General features: G+C 58.2%; 16 protein-coding genes, 1 pseudogene and 1 riboswitch. Of the genes and pseudogenes, 6 read left to right on the top strand and 11 right to left on the bottom strand.

The window, feature by feature from the left end; genetic code table 11:
- Positions 1-151: 151 nt before the first annotated feature.
- From F591_RS0119825 to F591_RS0119810, 4 genes are read right to left on the bottom strand one after another with little or no spacing between them, the layout of a single operon-like run.
- Positions 152-1,900, bottom strand: a complete 1,749-nt coding sequence (locus tag F591_RS0119825) for an allophanate hydrolase (protein WP_019536361.1) — start codon at positions 1,898-1,900, stop codon at positions 152-154.
- Positions 1,897-5,511, bottom strand: coding sequence for an urea carboxylase (gene uca / locus F591_RS0119820; protein WP_019536360.1), 3,615 nt, complete (start codon positions 5,509-5,511; stop codon positions 1,897-1,899). The genes F591_RS0119825 and uca overlap by 4 nt, the downstream gene beginning before the upstream one ends.
- Positions 5,504-6,172, bottom strand: a complete 669-nt coding sequence (locus F591_RS0119815; protein WP_019536359.1) for an urea amidolyase associated protein UAAP2 — start codon at positions 6,170-6,172, stop codon at positions 5,504-5,506. Before F591_RS0119815 ends, uca begins: the two co-directional genes overlap by 8 nt.
- A 1-nt stretch (position 6,173) precedes the next feature.
- On the bottom strand, positions 6,174-6,896 hold the full coding sequence (locus tag F591_RS0119810) for an urea amidolyase associated protein UAAP1 (RefSeq protein ID WP_019536358.1): 723 nt from the start codon (positions 6,894-6,896) through the stop codon (positions 6,174-6,176).
- 78 nt (positions 6,897-6,974) lie between these two features.
- A riboswitch (guanidine-I (ykkC/yxkD leader) is annotated at positions 6,975-7,079 on the bottom strand.
- A 256-nt stretch (positions 7,080-7,335) separates the two neighbouring features.
- Between F591_RS0119810 and F591_RS0119805 the strand changes: the two genes are divergently transcribed.
- Positions 7,336-8,664: an APC family permease gene (locus F591_RS0119805; protein ID WP_040742142.1), complete on the top strand. Its 1,329-nt coding sequence runs from the start codon at positions 7,336-7,338 to the stop codon at positions 8,662-8,664.
- A gap of 221 nt (positions 8,665-8,885) precedes the next feature.
- On the opposite strand, the gene F591_RS0119800 is transcribed toward F591_RS0119805, so the two are convergent.
- The 7 genes from F591_RS0119800 to F591_RS0119770 form a co-directional block, all read right to left on the bottom strand.
- Positions 8,886-9,335 (bottom strand): HIT family protein, encoded by a 450-nt coding sequence (locus tag F591_RS0119800; RefSeq protein ID WP_019536356.1) that lies wholly within the window; start codon positions 9,333-9,335, stop codon positions 8,886-8,888.
- Positions 9,336-10,198: 863 nt separating this feature from the next.
- Entirely contained in the window at positions 10,199-10,567 is a 369-nt protein-coding gene (gene mnhG, locus F591_RS0119795; protein ID WP_019536355.1) for a monovalent cation/H(+) antiporter subunit G, read from the bottom strand.
- Positions 10,551-10,844 (bottom strand): Na(+)/H(+) antiporter subunit F1, encoded by a 294-nt coding sequence (locus F591_RS0119790; RefSeq protein WP_019536354.1) that lies wholly within the window; start codon positions 10,842-10,844, stop codon positions 10,551-10,553. Before F591_RS0119790 ends, mnhG begins: the two co-directional genes overlap by 17 nt.
- On the bottom strand, positions 10,841-11,320 hold the full coding sequence (locus F591_RS0119785; RefSeq protein WP_019536353.1) for a Na+/H+ antiporter subunit E: 480 nt from the start codon (positions 11,318-11,320) through the stop codon (positions 10,841-10,843). The genes F591_RS0119790 and F591_RS0119785 overlap by 4 nt, the downstream gene beginning before the upstream one ends.
- 5 nt (positions 11,321-11,325) lie before the next feature.
- Positions 11,326-12,804 carry a Na+/H+ antiporter subunit D gene (locus F591_RS0119780; RefSeq protein ID WP_019536352.1) on the bottom strand — a complete coding sequence of 493 codons (1,479 nt, stop codon included), beginning with the start codon at positions 12,802-12,804 and terminating at the stop codon, positions 11,326-11,328.
- Positions 12,797-13,135 carry a Na(+)/H(+) antiporter subunit C gene (locus F591_RS0119775; RefSeq protein ID WP_019536351.1) on the bottom strand — a complete coding sequence of 113 codons (339 nt, stop codon included), beginning with the start codon at positions 13,133-13,135 and terminating at the stop codon, positions 12,797-12,799. The genes F591_RS0119780 and F591_RS0119775 overlap by 8 nt, the downstream gene beginning before the upstream one ends.
- Positions 13,136-13,138: 3 nt before the next feature.
- Complete coding sequence (locus F591_RS0119770) at positions 13,139-16,018, bottom strand: Na+/H+ antiporter subunit A (RefSeq protein WP_026326751.1); 2,880 nt, start codon at positions 16,016-16,018, stop codon at positions 13,139-13,141.
- 656 nt (positions 16,019-16,674) lie between these two features.
- On the opposite strand from F591_RS0119770, the gene F591_RS0119760 reads away from it, so the two are divergent.
- The 5 genes and pseudogenes from F591_RS0119760 to F591_RS33630 form a co-directional block, all read left to right on the top strand.
- Positions 16,675-16,899 (top strand): hypothetical protein, encoded by a 225-nt coding sequence (locus F591_RS0119760; RefSeq protein WP_019536348.1) that lies wholly within the window; start codon positions 16,675-16,677, stop codon positions 16,897-16,899.
- A gap of 179 nt (positions 16,900-17,078) precedes the next feature.
- On the top strand, positions 17,079-17,726 hold the full coding sequence (locus F591_RS0119755; protein ID WP_019536347.1) for a GntR family transcriptional regulator: 648 nt from the start codon (positions 17,079-17,081) through the stop codon (positions 17,724-17,726).
- 207 nt (positions 17,727-17,933) lie between these two features.
- Positions 17,934-18,578, top strand: coding sequence for a GntR family transcriptional regulator (locus F591_RS0119750; RefSeq protein WP_019536346.1), 645 nt, complete (start codon positions 17,934-17,936; stop codon positions 18,576-18,578).
- 56 nt (positions 18,579-18,634) lie between these two features.
- Positions 18,635-19,813, top strand: coding sequence for a helix-turn-helix domain-containing protein (locus F591_RS0119745; protein WP_019536345.1), 1,179 nt, complete (start codon positions 18,635-18,637; stop codon positions 19,811-19,813).
- 417 nt (positions 19,814-20,230) lie between these two features.
- Positions 20,231-20,402, top strand: a pseudogene (locus tag F591_RS33630) (IS1380 family transposase); the annotation flags it as partial.

Below are 20,402 nucleotides of genomic sequence, written 5' to 3'. Positions count from 1 at the left end.
CGCGTCCATCGAAGGCGCGTGCCGGGCCTTGTTCGTGCCTCGTTTCATCGAAGGGCTTGTGCCGCGTCCGCCGAAGGGCACGTGCCTCGCGCCGAAGCTCGTACCCCAGCGCGCGCCCCGAGCAGCAGCGGGCTAATCTAATCGCGCGGCTTTAAGGGATCGGGCGAGCGGCGGCCTTCGCGGCATTTCTCCACCCGCCGAAGGCGGTCAGATCAACCGCTCCTTCCGCGGCATAAGCTTCGCACACGAATCCCGCAGCGGTTCGTCCGTCCGCAAGCTCGATCGAGCCGATGCCGAGCGGTGCCGGAATGGAGACGGTGAACCGGCCGAACTGTTCCAGCGGCATCTCCCACAGCTCCACTGCGATCTTCGCGCCGCCGCTTGAGACGCGAACGAGCCCGGGCTTCGGCGGATCGGTAGGAAGCTGAAACAGCCGGTAGTTCGGCGCGGTCGCCGCTTCTTCCGAAAAAACGGCGCCAAACCCGGTCATTTGCGGCTCCAACGGCATCCCCTGCATATGCAGCCCGCATACGGCGACCTGGATCGTCTCCTGCTGGCACATCACATGCCGGGAGGCCGGAATGAGGCCAGCCTCCGCTTCCGGCAGAGCAAATAAAGTGACGCCAAACGGCAAGCCGGGCGCGGCGTGTCCCGCCGGAACCGCAATGGCGCTCAAATCGAGCAAATTGCAGTGATTCGTCAGCAGCCCCATTCGGCTGTTCGTTGCCACCGGGTCGGCGGCCACCTGCTCCCGCGTCCATGTCCCGGCGCAGGTTGGCAGGAGCAGCACGGCATGGCTGAGCAAGGCGCGCGCCTGACGCCGGATTTCCGCCAGCCGGTGCTGGGCCCGAAACAGGGCGGCCGCCGTAAACTCCGCTTTCGCTCCCGTGCGCAAAATCGTTTCCGTCACCGGCAGCGCCGCTCCGGGATGCCCTTCGATAAACGCGGCAAGATCGCTCCACCGTTCGGCGACAAGCGGGCCTTCGTACAATAGGGCGGCCGCTTCCTGCAGCGGGGCAATGTCGATCTCCCGCACTGCGGCCCCCGACCGCAAGAGCCGCTGCTTCGTCCGGTTCCAGGCCGCTTCATACTCAGCGGCGAACGGCCCGAAAAAAGGCAGCGGACCTTCAGGTAGCAGCCAGACTACCGGAGGCTCGGGCCGGTTCAGCGGGCGGCTCGCGGAGTAAGGATCGTTCGGGCACAGCCCGCGGACGATCCGGTCGACGGCCGCCGCTTCCTCCGCGTGCCGGACGAACACGGTCACGCAGTCGATGCTCCGGCAGGCCGGCACGACGCCCGCCGAAGGCCAGGCGCCCACCGCCGGCTTATAGCCGACCAGCCCGTTCAAGGCGGCCGGCACCCGGCCGGAACCGGCGGTATCGGTACCGAGCGCGAAGGCGGCCTGCCCGCGGGCCACCGCCACCGCCGAACCGGAGCTCGACCCGCCGCTGATCAGCTCCGGGCGCAGCGCGTTCCGCGTCTCGCCGTAGGGGCTGCGCGTGCCGACCAGGCCGGTGGCGAATTGATCGAGATTTGCTTTGCCCACCGGGATCGCTCCGGCGGCAATCAGCCTCTCCACGACTGCCGCATGGCGCTCCGGGACGTAGGCAAAAGCCGGGCAGGCGGCCGTTACCGGCCAACCGGCCACCTCGATATTGTCCTTGACTGCAAACGGGATTCCCCACAGCGGATGCGCCGCGGGATCAAGCTCTTGCAAGCGCTCCAAGTAAGGGGAAATCCGTTCGAGCTCCGGCTCCAGAATCCAAATATTCATCGCCTTGTCCCGCTCCGCCCGGGCAATGATGGCGGAGATCACCTCCTCCGGGGTAAAGCTGCCGCAGAGATACCCTTTCCGCAAATGGTCGATCGTCAGTTCGAACGGAACCGCATGTACGCTCATGATGCCGCCTCCTTTTCGAGCGGATAAATCGCCGCAATGCAGTCTCCCGCCCGCACCTGGTCGCCGGAAGCGACGAAGACGGAGGCGATCACGCCGTCGAACGGGGCTGCCTGCGCGAACTCCATTTTCATACTTTCTTCTATTATAATAGTCTCGCCTTTTCGGACTTGCTGCCCCGGCTCGACCAGCACCTTCCAGATGCTGCCAGACATGGAGCTGTTTACGCCGAGGCTGCCTTCCGGAAGCTCCGCCTGATCGCCGCCTTCGGCGCTCTCCGGTTCGGATACGTGCTCGGCGATGCCGAGCTGCTTCCAAAGCTCCCGTTCCTTTGCGAACGCAGCCTGCTGCCGCGAGCGAAAATCCGCCGCTTCTTCCCGTATCGCATCGAGCCAGGCCAAATACTCGCCAAGGTTAAACGTCGTTTCCTCGATCTCCACGGTGAACTCCCCGCGCGGGAAATCGTCGCGCATGCGAAGCAGCTCTTCCTCGGAAACCGGGTAAAAACGGATTTGGTCAAAAAAGCGCAGCAGCCACGGCTTTCCTTGCTCGAAATTGGCCGTTTTACGACCTTGTCTATTCCACATCTGCACCGTGCGCCCTACGAACTGGTAGCCTCCCGGCCCCTCCATGCCGTACACGCAAAGGTACGCGCCGCCGATGCCGACGGCGTTCTCCGGCGTCCAGGTGCGGGCCGGATTGTATTTGGTCGTGACGAGCCGGTGGCGCGGGTCCAGAGGAACGGCGACCGGCGCGCCCAAATAGACGTCTCCGAGTCCCATGACCAGATAGGAGGCGCCAAAGACGACCTCGGCGACTTCTTCTAGGGAATCCAAACCGTTCATCCGCCGGATAAATTCCAGATTGCTCGGACACCACGGAGCGTCCGGCCGAACATTTTGCTGATACCGCTCAATGGCCAGCCTCGTCGCCGGGTCGTCCCACGAGAGCGGCAGCTTGACGATGCGCGACGGAACCTCGATCGAGTCAAGGGGAGGGAGGGCAAGATCGATGTCCATCACTCGCGCCGCCGCTTCTGTCACCGTGATTCGGGACGGGTCCACATGAATTTGCAGGGAGCGGATACCCGGCGTCATTTCGATAAAGGGGATGCGGCCGCTTTCCTTGATGGCCTGCATCAGTACATACACCTGGAAGCGGTACAGAAGATCGAGCTCCCGCTCCCCGTATTCCACCAAAATATTTTCGTCGCCGGAGCAGCGGACGGCGATCGGGAATCGGCGGCCCTCCGCCTCATAGGCGAGGAGCGGCGCATAATCGCCCCGCGACACCTCAGGCAGGCCCGGCAGGGATGCGCCGCTGCCCAGCTCCCGCAAAAAGGCGTCCTGTGCGGCGCGAAGCTCCTCCGCTTCCTGGACGGTGATCAGCTTGAAGCGCACCTTGTCGCCGGGACGAAGCTGGCCGAGCTTCCACAGCTCGGCGGTGGCCGTCGTCACCGGGCACACGAATCCGCCGAGGCTCGGTCCGTCCGGTCCGAGCAGGATCGGCATATCGCCTGTCAAGTCAAGCGCGCCGACGGCGTAGGCGTTGTCGTGGATGTTCGAAGGATGCAGACCCGCATCGCCGCCGTCCTCCCGCGCCCAAAGCGGCGCCGGACCGATCAAGCGAACGCCGGTTCGCGAGCTGTTGAAATGAACCTCCCACACCGTAGAGGTGAGCTGATCCAGATATTGCGGGAGCAAATACTCCGCGGTGCAGTGCGGACCCGGAATGACGCCGATCGTCCATTCTCCCGCCAGCTCCGGACGGTTTTCCGCCTCCAAAGGGGGAAGCGGTGCGGCCGATTCCCGGCATACCCGGAGCACTGCGCCCGGCCGGAGCGCGCCGCCCATATGCCCGCCGAAGCCGCCGAGCGTAAAGGTGGAGGCGCTGCCGAGCGTGAGCGGCATATCCAGCCCGCCGGCCACCAGCAGGTACGTCCGCATGCCGGAGGCCGCTTCGCCCAGCGTGAGCACGGCGCCGGCTTGCGCCTGAACCGGTGTATAGAGCGGAACCGGAACGCCGTCCAGCTCCGCCTTCATATCCGCGCCGGTCAAGCAGAACCGCATCTCGTCGCGAAAGCGGTACGAGCCGCCGCGGAGCGTCATTTCCAAGCCTGCGGCCCCTTCCTCGTTGCCAAGCAGCCGGTTGCCGATACGAAAAGCGAGGGCATCCATCGGACCGGAAGGCGGAACGCCGATGTCCCAGTAGCCGGTTCTTCCCGGAAAATCTTGCACGGTGGTCTGAACGCCGCCGTCCAGCACTTCGATCGCAGGCTCCGCCGGATGAAATCCGTCCAGCATGCTCGTATACACGCGCCCGGCCTTAAACTCCTCCGTGTGCAGGAACGCTTCGATATAGGACTGGTTCGTCGTCACTCCGTAGATGCGCAGCTTGTTCAGCGCTTCGGCCATGCGGGAAACGGCCGCTTCGCGCGTGTCCGCGTGCACGATGATTTTGGCCAGCATCGGATCGTATAAGGTCGTCACCTCAAGGCCGCTTTGAATCCACGTTTCGATTCGCGCCTGCTCCGGCCAAACCACGTCGTCGATCCGTCCGTCCCCCGGGCGGAAGCCGTTCAAGCAGTCCTCCGCATACAGGCGAACCTGCAGGCTGTGGCCCTTCGGCTCGCGGGCCGATTGCACAAGCTCCGGCGGCTGTCCGGCCGCTTCCCGGATCATCCATTCCACCAGGTCGATGCCCAGCACCTCTTCGGTAACCCCGTGCTCCACCTGCAGCCGCGTGTTCACCTCGAGGAAATAATAACGCTCCGTCTCCGGATCGTATAAAAACTCCACCGTTCCCGCGTTCCGGTAGCCGGCGGCCTGGGCCAGCTTGCGCGCGCTTTCGTGCATCTCCCGCCTAACCGTCTCGGCGAGCAGCGGCGCGGGCGTCTCTTCGATGATTTTCTGGTTGCGCCGCTGCACCGAGCAATCCCGCTCGCCGAGCGCCGCCGCGTTCCCTTGCCCGTCCCCGAAGATTTGCACTTCCACATGACGGGCGCGGGCGATGTATTTTTCCAGAAAAACGCCGCCGTCGTTAAAATTCGCGGAAGCCAGCCGGGTCACCGAATCGAAGGCGTCCCGCAGCGCGGCTTCGTCAGGGCAGATGCGCATGCCGATCCCGCCGCCTCCGGCCGTGCTTTTCAGCATGACCGGATAACCGATTTTCGCCGCCTCCGCCGCCGCTTCGTCTGCGCTCGCGATCAGCTCCGTCCCGGGGAGCAGCGGCACGCCGACGCGTTTCGCCATCTCGCGGGCCGTATGCTTCAGCCCGAACAGCTCGATCTGCTCCGGCGTCGGGCCGATGAAGGCGATGCCGCGCTCCGCGCAGGCTCTGGCGAACGCCGCGTTTTCGCTGAGGAAGCCGTAGCCCGGGTGAATCGCGTCCGCTCCCGTTTCCAGCGCCGTCCGCAAAATCAGCTCCGCGTTGACGTAGCTGTCCTTGGCCGGTCCTTCCCCGATCAGGACCGCTTCGTCCGCCTGCTCCACATGCAGGCTGTCCCGGTCCGCTTTCGTGTATACCGCCACCGACGCGATGCCCATCGTCCGCAGCGTGCGGATAATGCGGACGGCGATCGCTCCGCGGTTGGCGATCAGCACCTTGTTAAACATCGGCGCCGCCTCCTTCCGCATCCCAGATCAGAACCTGCGCCGGCGTCGGGTTATAGGCGTTGCAAGGGTTGTTCAGCTGCGGGCAATTGCTGATCAGCACCGTGACCGGCGCGACCGCCGTCAATTCGACGTAACGCCCCGGGCCGGAGATCCCGTCGGCAAATGTCAGCTCTCCCTCGGGCGTCACCGGCACGTTCATAAAAAAGTTCACGTTCGGCGCCAGGTCCCTTTTGGTATATTCGCTGCGCCCCGAGAGCATCAGCATAAAGGTGTCCCGGCAGTTGTGCATCGGCAGCGTATCGTGCGAATAGCGCACCGTGTTGCTCTGCGCGGAGCAGGCACCGCCGATCGTATCGTGCCGGCCGCACGTATCGGCTGTTATTTTCAAGAGCTCCCGGCCTGATTCGGCGACAAGCACCGATCCGGTCGTGAGATATACGTTTTGCTGCCGCGTGATGGTGCGGACCGCGCTGTAGCGGTCGCCCGGGTCTTCCGTCGAATAAAACAGGGTGTCTACGGCCTGATTCCCCTCCATGTCGACGATGCGGAGCGTTTGGCCGGGCAGCAGATCGTGCATCCATCCTTCTCCCGCCGGGATGACCTTGCTGTATATCGCATCGGCCGCGTTTTTTTCGCTAAGTACAGGTTGAAACAAACTCATGTCAATTCGCTCCTTTCATCAACGCGCAGGCGTTCCACGTATTTTCAAAAGCTCTCCGGTTCTCGCTGCAGCGGTTCACGCACAAGTCATCGTCCGACACCGGCGGGGCATCCGCCACGCTGATTTCGATCGTTGCACTCGGGTACGCGTTTGACGGATCGAGCGGATTCGGCGTATTGGAGCACACCATCAGCACATCCATTTCCGTGCGCAGGGTGACGGACCGGCCGGCGGTCGCCTGCGGGACGTAGCGCATTGTGCCGTCAAGCTCGCATACCACTTTGGAAAAGAAATTGACAGGCGGGCACAAATCGCGCGGAGACAAATTGTGGCGGTACAGTTCCACGATCAGGTTTTCTTCCCCGCTTCGCAGCCAAGCGTTCCTCTCCTGTTGGTAGGAGGTTTTTCCGTACTTGTCGTCCGTGCCCTGCCGGGTCGAATACCCGGCAAGCGGGTCGTGCCATCCGACCGAATCGCCGGTGACGGAAACAAGCACCCTCCCTTGATCGCTCATGAGTACATGGCCAGCCGTGTAGTAGGCGGTATGCTGGGCTTTCAGCGAATCCGGCATATTGTAGCGCTCCGAAGGGGCAGCAGCGGAATAAAACATGGCGGATAAGTTGGCGCGGTCTCCCGCTGCCGTCAAAGTGATGGATTTGCCTTTGCCGATCGCAGCCGACCATTTCCCGCCGGGTCCGATCGTGATCGAATAAAGTGCTGTCATCCGAATTTCCTCCTCTTGCGTTCGTTTTGGATAAATAAAAAAGCCCGGGGAGAAACATCAAAGATTAGCTTTGATCGATTCTCCCGGGCTTTTCTCCCGCCGTGTACACCGGTATTCCCGATGCGTTTTCTCTCGGACCAGGCAACCGCGTCGAGGCGGTTCGGAACCCTAGAAAACATTGGTTATGAAGTTTTATGTTATGAATACTAACACATAATTTCGGTGCGTGCAATAATTTTTGACATCATTTTTTTGAGAAAAATGATTTTCAGGCTAAAAATCCTTGTATAATGTAATGTTTCGGGTTGTTTGGGAACATATGTTTGGATTAAACTCAAAAAAAGAACTTGACTTTTCAGAAAACGGCTGTAAAAATGTGAGGTGTCATGACATGAATGCTGGTTTGAACCGACTTGAAGAAATCGGAGGAGGAATAAGTGTGTCATATAATATAACGTTGAAAAGAAGCTTGTCCTTGTCCCATGTTGTGACGATGGGGTTGGCCTGGATGTCGCCCATGATCTTTTTCACCAGCTTTGGCGTGCTCCACGAAGGCTCGTCCGGCATGCTGCTTGCTGCTTATATGCTGGCCTTCGTCGCGATTGTCTTCACGGCCGCGAGCTACGGACAGATGGCCCGGGCCTTTCCGGTAGCCGGTTCCGCTTATACGTATGTGAGCAAGGCGATGAACCCCTGGCTCGGCTTTTTTGTCGGATGGGCCGTGCTGCTTGACTATTTGTTCTCCTGCATCATCGCGGTCTTGATGTTCGGCATCAATTTGAACGCCCAATTTCCTTCGGTGCCTTCTGCCGTATGGATCGTCCTGTTGACGGTGATCGTCATGATCATCAACATTGTCGGGATCAAAACCTCGGCGAATGTCAGCAAGGTGTTCGTGCTCATGCAAATCTTGTTTATTGCCGGGTTCTGCGCACTGCTCGTATACAGGGCGCTGCAGGGAGGAGTTACCGCCGGCTTGAATCCGTTCGTCAGCGAGGGCGTATCGTTTTCCTCCATTTTGGCCGGAGCTTCCCTGGTGTGCTTTTCATTCCTCGGGTTCGATTCCATCACCACGATGGCGGCGGAAACCAAAGAGCCCCAAAAGACCATTCCTCGTGCGATCATGGTGATCGTCCTGCTGGCGGGTGCCATGTATTTTGCCACGGCATATCTGATCCAGCAAATGTACCCTGCCTTCACGTTCGGCAACGTCGATTCCGCCGGCTTTGAGCTTATGCAAGCGATTGGCGGCCCGACGCTCGCTTCGGTATTTACCTTCGTGATCATCTTTTCCATTTTGTCGCAGGGCATGTCGTCCATGACGACCGTTACGCGATTGCTGTTCGTGATGGGACGAACGTCTCTGCTTCCCCGAAGGTTCGGGTCGGTGCATCCCCGTTTCCGTACGCCCGTGTTTAACATTTTGCTTGCCAGCGTCATTTCGTTGTCCGCTTTGTTTGTTTCGCTCGAAACCGCGATCAAATTCGTCAACTTCGGAGCGCTGACCGCCTTCCTGTTTGTCAATTTGTCGGTCATTTTCCATTACATCGTCCGCGAAAAAAGACGAGCGCCCAAAGATTTGCTGCTTCGTCTGTTATGCCCGCTGCTTGGCGCCGGATTTGTGCTTTACCTGATTACGCTGCTGGATCTGTCTTCCTTGCTGCTCGGCGGAGGCTGGCTGCTCGCCGGACTGGTCGTCTATGCCGTCAAACGGAGCAAACTCGCTGCGCACGAAGCATCCGCTCCGGAATTGGAAGGGATCGCATAACTTGCGTTCGCTCAAGCGAACGTTTTTATCCGAAAAAATCCCCTAAGGTTCGGCTGGTTGAGGCTGCCGGTGTTATACCTTAGGGGAAAGAAAGCTAAGAAAGCTAAGAAAGCGGTCATATCCGCTTCTCAGCCCTGTCCTTGTCTGGGGTACCCAAGTGCTTGCTCCTTTGACTGCCCTTAAAAGGCTCCCCTTACGATTCATCGGATTAATCAGGGGGGCTATATCAATGTCTTCAGCTCGCTCAATAACTTGTTCTTCAATTGGGCCAAGGCATCGTGGCTTGGTTTGACCTTGTCCGAGTACATCGTTTCTTTGGGCGTCCACCAAACGGGGGACTGGGGATTGGGCTCCGTCCTTCGTCTCGGGAAAATGTGCCAATGCATGTGCGGGTCACCGTTGCCCAGCAGCTCACAGTTCAGCTTATCCGGGCGGAACGCTCGATGTACGGCTTCAGCCACGATGCTCATCTCGTCCAGAAACTTCCGCTTGCTGTCGCGATCCAATTCGTGCAGCTCGCACTTATGCTCCTTGCAAAGAAACAGGGTATATCCTTCGAAATATTGATGATCTCCAATCACTACATAGCCCGTTTCGAGTTCTGCGACAAAATACGGATTCGTGCCGGCCTTGATCATGTCGATCCGGCTGCAAATCAAGCAATGTTCCATGGCATAACCTCCCTCGCAGGGTTGATAAGACCGGTTTCATTTTAGCATACTATTGGAGTTTTAAAAATCGATACAATATTCGTCTGAAAACGTGCGTCTGTCAGCGTCCGCCATCGTCCGCCATCGTCCGCGAGGGGCAGCGGCTAATTGCATAGCGCGGTTCGTTCGCGATTCGTTTGCGATTCGTTCGGAATAAGGCGGACTTCGCGTGTCGTGCAGCAAATGTTGCATTTTCTACAACAAAATAGGGGGAATTGGCCTTTTTTAGTGCGAATGTTGTATTTTGTGCAAAATTTTGGGTGATTTTGAGGGTTATTTGTGCTGATGAGGCTAAAATGTTGTACGAAATGCAGGATTGCATCTCGGTTTTCGAATAATGGGGGGAGAATGTTGTATTTTTTGCAATAATCGCAACCTGATCTCACGGGCAGGAAACCGGAACAGGCTCGATTTTATGTTGAAAAGCAAGATTTTCCATTTAGATCCATGGGGAAGGTGGATTTCATGGAAATATATGTAAATCGTTTCGTTCTTGCAAATAAGCACAGCGACTAGATGGAAGGGATAGGGGGGCGACGTTGAAAATCGCAGCCTGGCAGGCCGATCTCTTATTAGCCTGGGCAAGAAACGTTCCCGCGTCCATCCGCGCCAGCACCGCGCCCAAGCCCGAGCCCCGCGTCCATCCGCGCTATCGCCGCGGTCAGCGCCGGGCCCCGCGTCCATCCGCACCAGCGCCGCGCCCAGCGCCGGGCCCCGCGTCCATCCGCGTCAGCGCCGCGGGCGAAGCATTCCCGCTTGCCAATCCCGCCATGCCAAAAGCCTCCGAGGGTCCTCATACAACAGGGACAGCCCGGAGGCTTGGCTTATTCGGGCGCGCGGCTGGCCGATTGGCGGTGCTGCTCCTTCGCCCAGTCGTCGCGGACGCTGCGCTCCCACAGCGGCACGCCGGAGCGGTATGCGGCCCGGCCGTTCAAATGTCCGGCGACCGGCGACGTGATGAACACGAACGCGATGCCGAGGAGCAGCTTGGCGCTGACGTGGCCCATATACAGCCAAAAATAGAGGAATGCTCCGACGAGAATGAACAGCACGCCGAGCGTCGCGCTTTTCGTCGCGGCGTGCGACCGCAGGTACACGTCGGGCAGCCGGATCAACCCGAAGGCGCTGATGACGCCGATGACGGCGCCGGCCAGCACGAGCAATCCGATGATCCATTCACCGGCTGCGCTCATCGTCTCCGCTGTCAATGACAACACCCCTTTCGATATATCGGGCAAAGGCGGTCGTACCGATAAAGGTCAAAATGCCGATGACGAGAATGATATCCAAATAAGCGTACGTTTTCAGCAGCATGCCGATAATCGCAATCATGGATAGCAGCAGCACGCCGATCATATCGAGCGCGGCGATCCGGTCGGAGACCGACGGCCCGATCAGGAGCCGGTACACGCATCCGGCGACCGCCAGCGCGATCAGGGCCAGGGACAGCAGCAGCAAATGCGACATCATCCTCGCGTCACCTCCATGATCGCTTTTTCGAACGAATCTTTGATTTGCCGGGCAAGCTCATCCGCATCCTCGATGTCTATCGCATGAATATGCAGCGTCTGGCCGTCCGGCGCCACGTTCAGCGTCAGCGTGCCCGGCGTCAGGCAGATGAGGCATGACAGCAGCGTAATTTCCCAATCGGAGCGCAGCTCCGTGCGAAGCGTGAAAATGCCGGGACGAATCGTCAGCCTGGGTCTTACGATGTGCAGCAGCACCCCGAAGCTGGAGATGAACAGCTCTTTGACGAACAGCACCAGCAGCTTGCACACCGCCCACAGCCGCTTCAGATAAAAATCGTAAGGCCAGAAGCGATGCAGCAGCCCGATGCAGGCCGCCCCGATCAAGTAGCCGACGACAAACCGCGAAGCCGACCAATCGTTGGCCAGAAACATCCAGACGAAGGCAATGATCAGGTTCAGTAATAGTTGCAGTGCCATCTCATCTACTCCTTCATGACCGCTTGAATGTATATGTCAGGATTCGCCAGCGTATTTCCCGCATCGGATACGAACGCATAGACCCATTCCGCGCCGAATCCGATCAGGAGCATCAGCGCGGTCAAGCCGGCGGCGGAGGCGTACATCGCGAAGGAAGGCTTCGCTTCGGCCTTCGCCTGCGGCTTCGCTTCGCCCCAGAAGGCGCCCATAAACAGGCGGACCAAGGAATAGAGCACGATCAGGCTGGACAGCAGGGACAAGCCGGTCAGCCAATAATACTGTTGCTCCAGCGCGCCCTGCACGATCAGCAGCTTGCCCGGGAAGCCGCTCAGCGGCGGGATGCCGGCGATGGACAACGCCGCGAGGAAGAACATCCAGCCGAGCGCGGGATGCTGCCGGATCAGGCCGCCCATCTCCGCCAGCTTATTCGTTCCCGCAATGCGGATGAGCAGCCCGCCCAGGATGAACAGCAGCGCCTTGGCAATCATGTCGTGCAACAGGTAGAAGACGACGCCGTCGAGCGCCGCGTGGGAAGCGGCAGCCAGCCCCAGCACGAGGAAGCCAACCGAAACGATGACGTTGTAGTTCATGATGCGCTGTACGTCGGAATAGGCGATCGCCCCGAGGCCGCCGAGCAGCATCGTCGCCGCAGCCATGCCGGCGAGCCAGCTGTGGGTCACGCCGGGATCGTGATAGAACATCAGCGTGAAGGTGCGCAGCAGGGCATACACCCCAACCTTCGTCAGCAGCGCTCCGAACAGGGCGGATACGGCGGCCGGCGGCGCGCTGTAGGAGCCCGGCAGCCAGAAGAACAGGAACAAGCCGGCCTTGAGCGAGAACACGATCATGAACAGCACGGCGATCACGTTCAAAATGCCCCCTTGCCCGGACTCCGCGATCCTGACCGACAGATCAGCCATATTGAGCGTCCCGATCACTCCGTACAAGTAGGCGACAGCCGCGACAAACAGGGTGGAGGACAAAATGTTGATCATGATATACTTCAACGTCTCGCGCAGCTGCCTTTTCGTGCCTCCCAGCACGATGAGCGCATACGAGGAGATCAGCATCACCTCGAAGCAGACGAACAGGTTGAACAAGTCGCCGGTCAGGAACGAGCCGTTCACTCCGACGAGCAGAAATTGAAAGAACGAATAATAATAGCTGCGCTCGCGCTGCTCGCCGACCGTGCCGAATGAGAACAGCAGGCAGCCCAGCGCTACGATCGCGGTAACCAGCACGAGCAGTGCAGCCAGCATGTCGGCGGTAAAAACGATGCCGTACGGCGGCATCCAGGCGCCCATGTACAGCGTTTGGATGCCCGCGGTGCGCACCTGATACAAGAGGGCAACGGCCGCGGCCAGCGTCGCCAGCACGCTAAGGAGGCTGAGCCGCCGCTGCACCGGCACATTGTTTTTGAACAAAAGCAACAGAGCCGCAGCGCTTAAAGGGATTAATAATGGCAAAATCAGCAGGTTATTCATCGTTATCCCCCTTCAGCTGCTCCATATCGTCCGTCCCCAGCTTCTGATACGCCTTGTAGGCAAGCACGAAGAAGAAGGAGGTGACGCCGAAGCTGATGACAATCGAAGTCAGGATGAGCGCCTGCGGCAGCGGATCGACGTAGTGCTCCGCCGCCTCGCTCAGCAGCGGAGGAGCGCCCGTCTTGAGCCTTGACATCGTCAGCAGCAGCAGGTGAACGCCGTGCGTCAGCAGCGTTGTGCCGAGAATGATGCGCAGCAGGCTTTTATTTAACATCAGATACACGCCAACGGCGAACAGTACGCCGATAGCCAGCGACATATACAGTTCCATCGTCTATTTGTCCCTCCCGATGGCCAGGATGATCGTCATCGCGATGCCGACGACGGTAAGATAGACCCCCAGATCGAACAGCATCGCCGTGGCCAACTCGCTGTGCCCCAACAGCGGCAGGTTGACATGGCCGAACGTATGGCTGAGGAAGGGGACGCCGAAGAGGAAGGACCCGATCCCCGTCAGCGCGGCGATCATGATGCCTGCGGCGCTGACGATGCGGAAATTGACAGGAATCACTTCCCGGAACGTCTTCATGCCGAACGCCATCGCCAGCAGCACGAGGGCGGCCGCCGTCATCAGCCCTCCGATGAATCCTCCGCCGGGCGCATTGTGGCCGGCAAAGAACAAATACAGCGAGAAGGTCAAAATAATGAAGATCGCCAGCTTTCCGACCGTCTGCAAAATGACATCGTTGCTTGCGAACGCATGGACCGGCGATCGGCGCCCGCTTTTCTTCTCTTGTCCTGCAGCGGCGATAGGCCCTTCCTCATCCAGTCTCAGCCGGATCAGTGAATAAATGCCGTACGAGGCGATGCCGAGCACTGTAATTTCCAGCAACGTATCGAAGCCGCGGAAGTCGACCAGGATGACGTTGACGATGTTGTTGCCGCCAGCGAGTCGGTAGCTTTCCCTCACGAAGTAATCGGAGATCGATTCGAATGCGCTGGCGCCGTTCGCGTACAAGGCGATCAAGGTCATCGTCAGCCCGACCCCGGCCGCGATCAGGAAGTTAGGCAGCTTGAAGCGCAAGGGCTCCGGGTCCTTGCTCAGCTTCGGCAGATGATAGAAGCAGAGCAGGAACAGGGCGACGGATACCGTCTCGACGATCATCTGCGTCAGCGCGAGGTCCGGCGCGCGGAAAATGACGAAGAACAAGGTGACGATATACCCGATCGTGCCTGTCAAGAGGATCGATACCATGCGCGAGCGCGTGAACGGCACGGCGACGGTGGCGACAATCAAAGCCAAAATAACGGCGCTCTCGTACAGCGACATCGGCGCGTATCCGGACATGCCCGGCCAGATCGGGGAGGAGACTCCCGCCGTTACGGCCAGCGCGATCATCATGAACGCGAAGATGTACATCAAATAGTGGCGCGCCGAGCCGGTCATATACCGGTTCGTCAGCCGCGCGGCGCCAAGGTTCAGCAGCTTGAGCCCGCCGTCGTAGGCGCTGTTTAGGCTGATGCGGCTAAGCAGCGGCCGATGCAGCACGCTCACCCGGCCATGCAGGCGGAGCAGCGCGATCCCGACGGCCACCACGCCGATCGTCATGAACACCTCGGGCGTCCAGCCGTGCCACCAGCTGATCGACACGTCGAACTGCTGCCCGGGCTGCAGCATGGTTGGATGAATCGCCGCCATGGCCGGGGCGATCAGCGTGTAGGACAGCAGGTTCGGATAAAAGCCGAACACAACGGCAAGCGAAACCAGCACGACCGGCGGCACGAGCATGCCGAGCGGCGCTTCGTGCGGCTTCACGGGCAGCTTGTCGAACTGCTTCTTTCCCGCGAAGGTGCGGAATACCAGCAGCATGCTGTAGACGAACGTGAACACGCTGGCGGTCCAGGCGACGACCGGAAAGAACACGCCGAGGAACTGCATGTTCAGCACGTCCATCTCCATGATGTTGAGGACGGCGGTAAAGAACATTTCCTTGCTCAAAAAGCCGTTAAACGGCGGCAATCCGGCCATCGAGAACGCCCCGATCATGGCGACGATGAACGTGACGGGCATGACCGACATCAGGCCGCCCAGCTTGCGGATATCTCTCGTCCCCGTCTCATGATCGACGATCCCGACGGCCATAAACAGCGCGCCCTTGAAAATCGCGTGGTTGATCAAATGGAACACGGCGGCCATCGTCGCTTTGACATAGAACAGCGATTGGCCGGTGCCGGAATAGATCGCCGCCGCCGAGCCGAGCCCGAGCAAGCTCATGACGAGTCCGAGCTGGCTGACGGTCGAGAAGGCGAGCAGCGCCTTCAGGTCCGTCTGCTTGATCGCCCGGAACGATCCGTACATCAGCGTCGCGATGCCCGCCGCAGACACGAGCCAGAACCAGCCGGCCTCTCCGGCATAAATCGGGCTGAGTCTGGCGATCAGGTAGATGCCCGCTTTGACCATCGTCGCCGAATGGAGGTAAGCGCTGACCGGCGTCGGCGCCTCCATCGCATCGGGAAGCCAAATGTGGAACGGGAACTGCGCCGATTTGGTGAACGCCCCGAGCAGGATCAGCAGCATGGAAGGCACAAACAGGCTGTGATCAGTCAGGCTGCCGACCGAGGCGGCCAGCTCCCGAATGCTGAACGTGCCCGACATGATGTACAGCAGCACGAAGCCGGCAAGCATGGCCAGCCCGCCGCACACGGTAATGAGCATCGACTTCATTGCCCCGTACAGCGACCGTTCTTTATGATGCCAGAAGGCAATCAGCAGAAAGGAAGAAATGCTGGTCAACTCCCAGAACGAGTACAGCACGATCAAGTTGTCGGACAGCACCACGCACAGCATCGCTCCCATAAAAAGAAGCAAATACGTGTAAAAGCTGCCGACGGCTTCTTTGTCTTTATTCATATAAAAGATGGAATAAAGCACGACGAGCGACCCGATGCCGGAGATCAGCAGCGTAAACAGCAGGCTGAGCCCGTCTAAATAAACGGTGAAATTGATCCCCAGGGAAGGAATCCACGGCACCGAGGCGGAATACGGCGCTCCGTCTTGAACGGCGCCCATATAGCCCAGGAAATAAATAAACAGAAATACGGGCAAAGGCAGGACGTACCAGCCGGCGCGAATGCGCGGCGCGAGCCGATGCAGCAGCGGCACGACCGCCGATAGAATAAAAGGCAAAATGACAACAGCGTGCATGAACGACAGTTCCCCTCCTCTTGACTGACTGGCAGGCATGTTACCCAGCATTTCCATTTTCCGAGCGAATTAGGCCGGTTTTCCAAAGAAAACGCAAAAAGGAGCCTGCAGTTGACAGGCTCCACCGGTTAAAACGTTATGCAAGTTTTCGATAGATTAAAGTATATCGATTCTTCCGAACATTGTCAAAAGAAAAATGGGCTCAAAATCAAAATCAGTGCTTAACCATTGACAAAACTACCTCAGCAGAGTGTGTCTTCTGAATCGCCATATCTGTAACGCTGATGACAAACTCTATTTCGATGAATTGAACGTTCTTAAAAATGTAACGAAGATGAGCAACCCTATTTTGCCAGAAACCCCGATTTCAGTCGCAAACAATGTGAATTAAGGTGCCTCACAAGCGTTACAATTTCAATTCGATCATATCGAGCGGTTTAAGCTTTGTAGCAATCGTAAGCCGGGGGATCAGAGGCCGCCTGCACATGATCTGCAGCATGAACAACGGCCTCTTTCGCAGGATCCGTCACAACGCTTGCTTCCCGGATGAGTCAAGCACTGATTTTGAGGCAGATCCGAAAAAATGAAAGAAAGAATGGACCGGTCCGGCATGGCTGCTGCGGGAATGGGGAATAACTTCTAAGAAACGAAAGGAGGTCGTTCCCTTGACGCGGAAAATCGCAGTATCGGCGATCCTGTTTACCGTGATCGTCATCCTGGGCGGCGTGCTTAACCATCAGCTGATGGAGCGGCGGGCTGCTGAGTTTGAGCAATCTGCCGGCTATTACTCTATATACTCGGCGACGTACGAGAAGAATGCGGCCGACCGCCTGCACCCGTTCGGTTCAAGAGAGTATGTGCGGATTATCCGGAGAGAAGAGCATCCGTAAAAAGGACAAGTCACTCTCAAAACATCGACACCTCGAGGCAACGCTTGCTTGACGAATCGCTTCCGCATTCATTAAGATGAGCTTACGGTTGCGCCAAGCGTACGCATAGCGCCGATCGAGAACGGCCCTGTGCGACCAGCAGCGCATCCCATAACCGAACGGAGGAGTCGAATCCCTTCATGGACCTGTCGAAGATAACGCAGCTGCCCGCTTCGCTTAGCGAGCATATTTATCTTGAGCTGCGCAAGCGCATTTTGATGGGCGAGCTGGCGCCGGGCCACCGGCTCATTGTGCTCGATATCGCCAATACGTTCGGCGTCAGCCAAGCTCCGGTCCGCGAGGCGCTGGAGCGTCTGAAGCAGGAAGCGCTTATCGCCGGCAAGGCGAACAAGGGCTCAGTCGTGTCCGAAATTACGCCGCAGGAAATTCGCGATGTGTATGAGCTGCGCCAGCTCGTCGAAGGCCATGCCTTGCGAGAAATGATGAAAGCGCTGACGCCGGCCGATATCGAGCATATGGAACGGATTCTTGCCGACATGCGGACAGCTGTGGACGAGAACGACGCTTTTCGGCTCATCGAGCTGGACATGGCGTTCCACGGCTATTTTTACGAGCGCTGCGGCAATGCGCTTCTATTGAATATTTGGAACAGCATCAAGACGAAGATCATGCGCTTTATTTCGATAACGAATCAGGATTACGCCGGCTATTTTATTCCCGATTCGCATGCGGAGCTGCTCGATTACATCAAGCGGGGGAACATCGACGAGACGGAAGAGAAGCTGATTCGCGGGTTCGATTTCTACAAGCGGTATACCGGCGCATAGGGGGAGGCTGGCGGCCGGCGTGTGGGCCGAGTTCTCGGCCGAGCCTTCCTGCGACGCCTCCGAAGCTTGTCCCGATTAGCTGACACCGCACGCTTCGACAAAATCACCGAATATTCGCTGTGTTCAATTCAGCCGAAGATGATTATAATAGAAACACGACCATCATCGATTATCGATAATCGATAAAAAGAAGGAGGTGATCCGCGAATGAGCGCCAACCCGTCCTCACTCGAAAACTTTTCGATCAGCGCGCATGTGTACGCCGCATTGAAGAAGGAGATCATCGAAGGAGGCCTGCCTCCGGGGGCGCGCCTTATTGTCACCGAGATCGCCGACCGTTTTCGGATCAGCCAGGCGCCCGTCAGAGAAGCGCTGGAGCGCTTGAAGCAGGAAGGGCTCATTAACGGCAGGGCGAACAAGGGCTCCGTCGTCTCGGACATCACGTCCAAGGACATCGACGATATTTACGCGCTGCGGGAACGGCTCGAAGGATTTGCCGTCAGGCAATCGATTGCGCAGTTGAATGAAAGCGATTTCCGCCATTTGGACGGCTTGATCGCCTCGATGAACGAAGCGCTCCAGGGCGGCGATATGCTGAAGACGGTGGAGATCGACATGCGGTTTCACGGATTTTTTTACGAGCGGTGCGGCAACCATGCGATTTTGGACGTGTGGAATCAAATGAGCACCAAGGTGATGTGGTTTATGGCCATCTCCAACAAGCACGGCCCCACCGACAAGCTGATCGAAGGACACGAAGCGCTCATGGCGGCGCTGAGAACCAAGGATGCGGACCATGCGGAACAGATATTTCTCGAGCATATCAAGAACGCGTATATCCGGTTTTTGTAAGCAGGCATTGGCGGATAAAGCATGATCGATACCTTGCTCAAAGGGGAAATGCACCTGTGCTGAACAAAGCGATTTTCTTTGACGACAACGAGATGCTGGACATGATGAGGGACCGTTTTTTGAAGGGGCTCGTAACGAGGGACAGCCGCTGCAGTCGCCAGGCAAAGGAAGCTTTATCGCACCTTGAGCTGAGTCCGTACTTCACGTTTCCTACGATCGCCCTGCTGGAGCCGGCCGGCTTCTTCCCGGACGCCAAAGCGAAGCGGCAGCGCCTGGCGGAAATGAAGGAATATTGGCAGCGCAACGGGAGGGAAGCGGGAGGAGCGATGTTTGCGGACGGCGAAGACCGTCTCGGACTGCTGTTCTCCTGGGTATCCAGGGAGGTCATCGAGACCGTGAACCGCAGACTGAGGGAGGCGTTCTCCGAGCCCGTCAACATCGGCGTCGGCAAGCCGTGCTCGCAGCTGACCGACGTGCATCATTCCTACCGTCAGGCGCAGTGTGCGCTGCAGGACAAATTTTACAAGGGCGTCGGCGAGGTGGTGTATTACAGCGATCTTTGCCCGTATCACCGGCTGAGCGAATACCCTGCGGATAAGGAAGGGGAGCTCTACCGCTGTGTAAAAGGGGCCGAGGACGCGGGCGAGATCGGGCAGGCGGTGGAGCGCTTTTACGGCGACATTTTGCAGCATGGGCCGGTCGATCTCAAATGCATCTATGAATTGACGATCCGCCTGCTGATCGGCATTGAGAAAAGGGCATCCGCCGATCTGGAATCCGCAAACGCTTACAAACCATCGGAAATTATGGCTGTGCTCGAGCTGCAGACGCTTCGGGAGATCAAGGAGTACGTCGTCGCTCATCTGAACGGGCTGCGAAGCGCCATTCGCCGGCACGAGCGGGAGGGCCACCGCAGCATTATCAAGAAATCGATTCAATATATGGAGCAGGAGTGCCAGCAGGCGACGCTGGACAGCGTGGCGCGGAAGGTGTACATGACGCCGACGTATTTGAGCTCGCTGTTCAAGACGAGCACCGGCAAAACGTTCATCGAGCAGCTGACGGAGATTCGCATCGCCAAGGCAAAGGAGATGCTGAAGCATACGCATTTGAAAAATTACGAGGTCGCCGAGAAGGTGGGATATAAGGATTCGCGGTATTTCAGCCAAATTTTCAAAAAGAAGGTCGGCTTGTCGCCCAGCGAATATAGAGATTCGGCAAAAGCGCGGGCCTAGCCGGATCATTCGACGATGCCGTCGGCGAATTTTCGACGGGCCGAAGGCGATGACCGATGACGAAGGGTTTCACTCCCGTCTTGCCTCCGGCGGCCAGAAACCCAGGTTTCTGGACATCCTGTCCTCGCCGGGCGGTGGCCCGAAACATGGGAGCCCTTGACGGCTTACTGCGGCGCATGCATGCAACTCTGTCGCGGACTTCAAGTTGTTTATCCCAAAAGTTCGTAATTCTCAGTTAGATTCGCGACAAAATTTTTAAATGTGAAATAAGCAACCACACATAAAAAAACGATTCCAAGAATAATCAACCTGAATTTCGAAAGTAATCTCTTCTGAAAAAAATAAAAAGTGCTCCAAATCTTTGGTAGAATGGTGTTTGCTTACATCACATCACCCAAAGAAAGGAGCACCCTTTAGGTGAAGTTTATCACGCCCATCAGCAAAATCAAGACCGAATTTTCGTTGCAAAACGCCACAAGCGTCGGAGGAAGCAAAATCTTTCTGGAATATCTCGAAAAAATCAAGCTCGGTAAGGCTTTGCAAGAATTGAATTGCGTCAAACAAAGCAACTCCCAGTTTCCAGTGTTCC

Source organism: Paenibacillus ginsengihumi DSM 21568 (genome assembly GCF_000380965.1).
Classification (GTDB): Bacteria; Bacillota; Bacilli; order Paenibacillales; family NBRC-103111; genus Paenibacillus_G; species Paenibacillus_G ginsengihumi.
The sequence above is the reverse complement of the archived record's forward strand: the minus strand, read 5'-3'. Positions and strand labels throughout refer to the sequence as shown.

Bases quoted from the DNA above. Each gene is read 5' to 3' on its own strand.
- F591_RS0119825 (WP_019536361.1), bottom strand. From the start codon at position 1,900: ATGAGCGTACATGCGGTTCCGTTCGAACTGACGATCGACCATTTGCGG.
- uca (WP_019536360.1), bottom strand. From the start codon at position 5,511: ATGTTTAACAAGGTGCTGATCGCCAACCGCGGAGCGATCGCCGTCCGC.
- F591_RS0119815 (WP_019536359.1), bottom strand. From the start codon at position 6,172: ATGAGTTTGTTTCAACCTGTACTTAGCGAAAAAAACGCGGCCGATGCG.
- F591_RS0119810 (WP_019536358.1), bottom strand. From the start codon at position 6,896: ATGACAGCACTTTATTCGATCACGATCGGACCCGGCGGGAAATGGTCG.
- F591_RS0119800 (WP_019536356.1), bottom strand. From the start codon at position 9,335: ATGGAACATTGCTTGATTTGCAGCCGGATCGACATGATCAAGGCCGGC.
- mnhG (WP_019536355.1), bottom strand. From the start codon at position 10,567: ATGAGCGCAGCCGGTGAATGGATCATCGGATTGCTCGTGCTGGCCGGC.
- F591_RS0119790 (WP_019536354.1), bottom strand. From the start codon at position 10,844: ATGATGTCGCATTTGCTGCTGCTGTCCCTGGCCCTGATCGCGCTGGCG.
- F591_RS0119785 (WP_019536353.1), bottom strand. From the start codon at position 11,320: ATGGCACTGCAACTATTACTGAACCTGATCATTGCCTTCGTCTGGATG.
- F591_RS0119780 (WP_019536352.1), bottom strand. From the start codon at position 12,804: ATGAATAACCTGCTGATTTTGCCATTATTAATCCCTTTAAGCGCTGCG.
- F591_RS0119775 (WP_019536351.1), bottom strand. From the start codon at position 13,135: ATGGAACTGTATATGTCGCTGGCTATCGGCGTACTGTTCGCCGTTGGC.
- F591_RS0119755 (WP_019536347.1), top strand. From the start codon at position 17,079: ATGGACCTGTCGAAGATAACGCAGCTGCCCGCTTCGCTTAGCGAGCAT.
- F591_RS0119750 (WP_019536346.1), top strand. From the start codon at position 17,934: ATGAGCGCCAACCCGTCCTCACTCGAAAACTTTTCGATCAGCGCGCAT.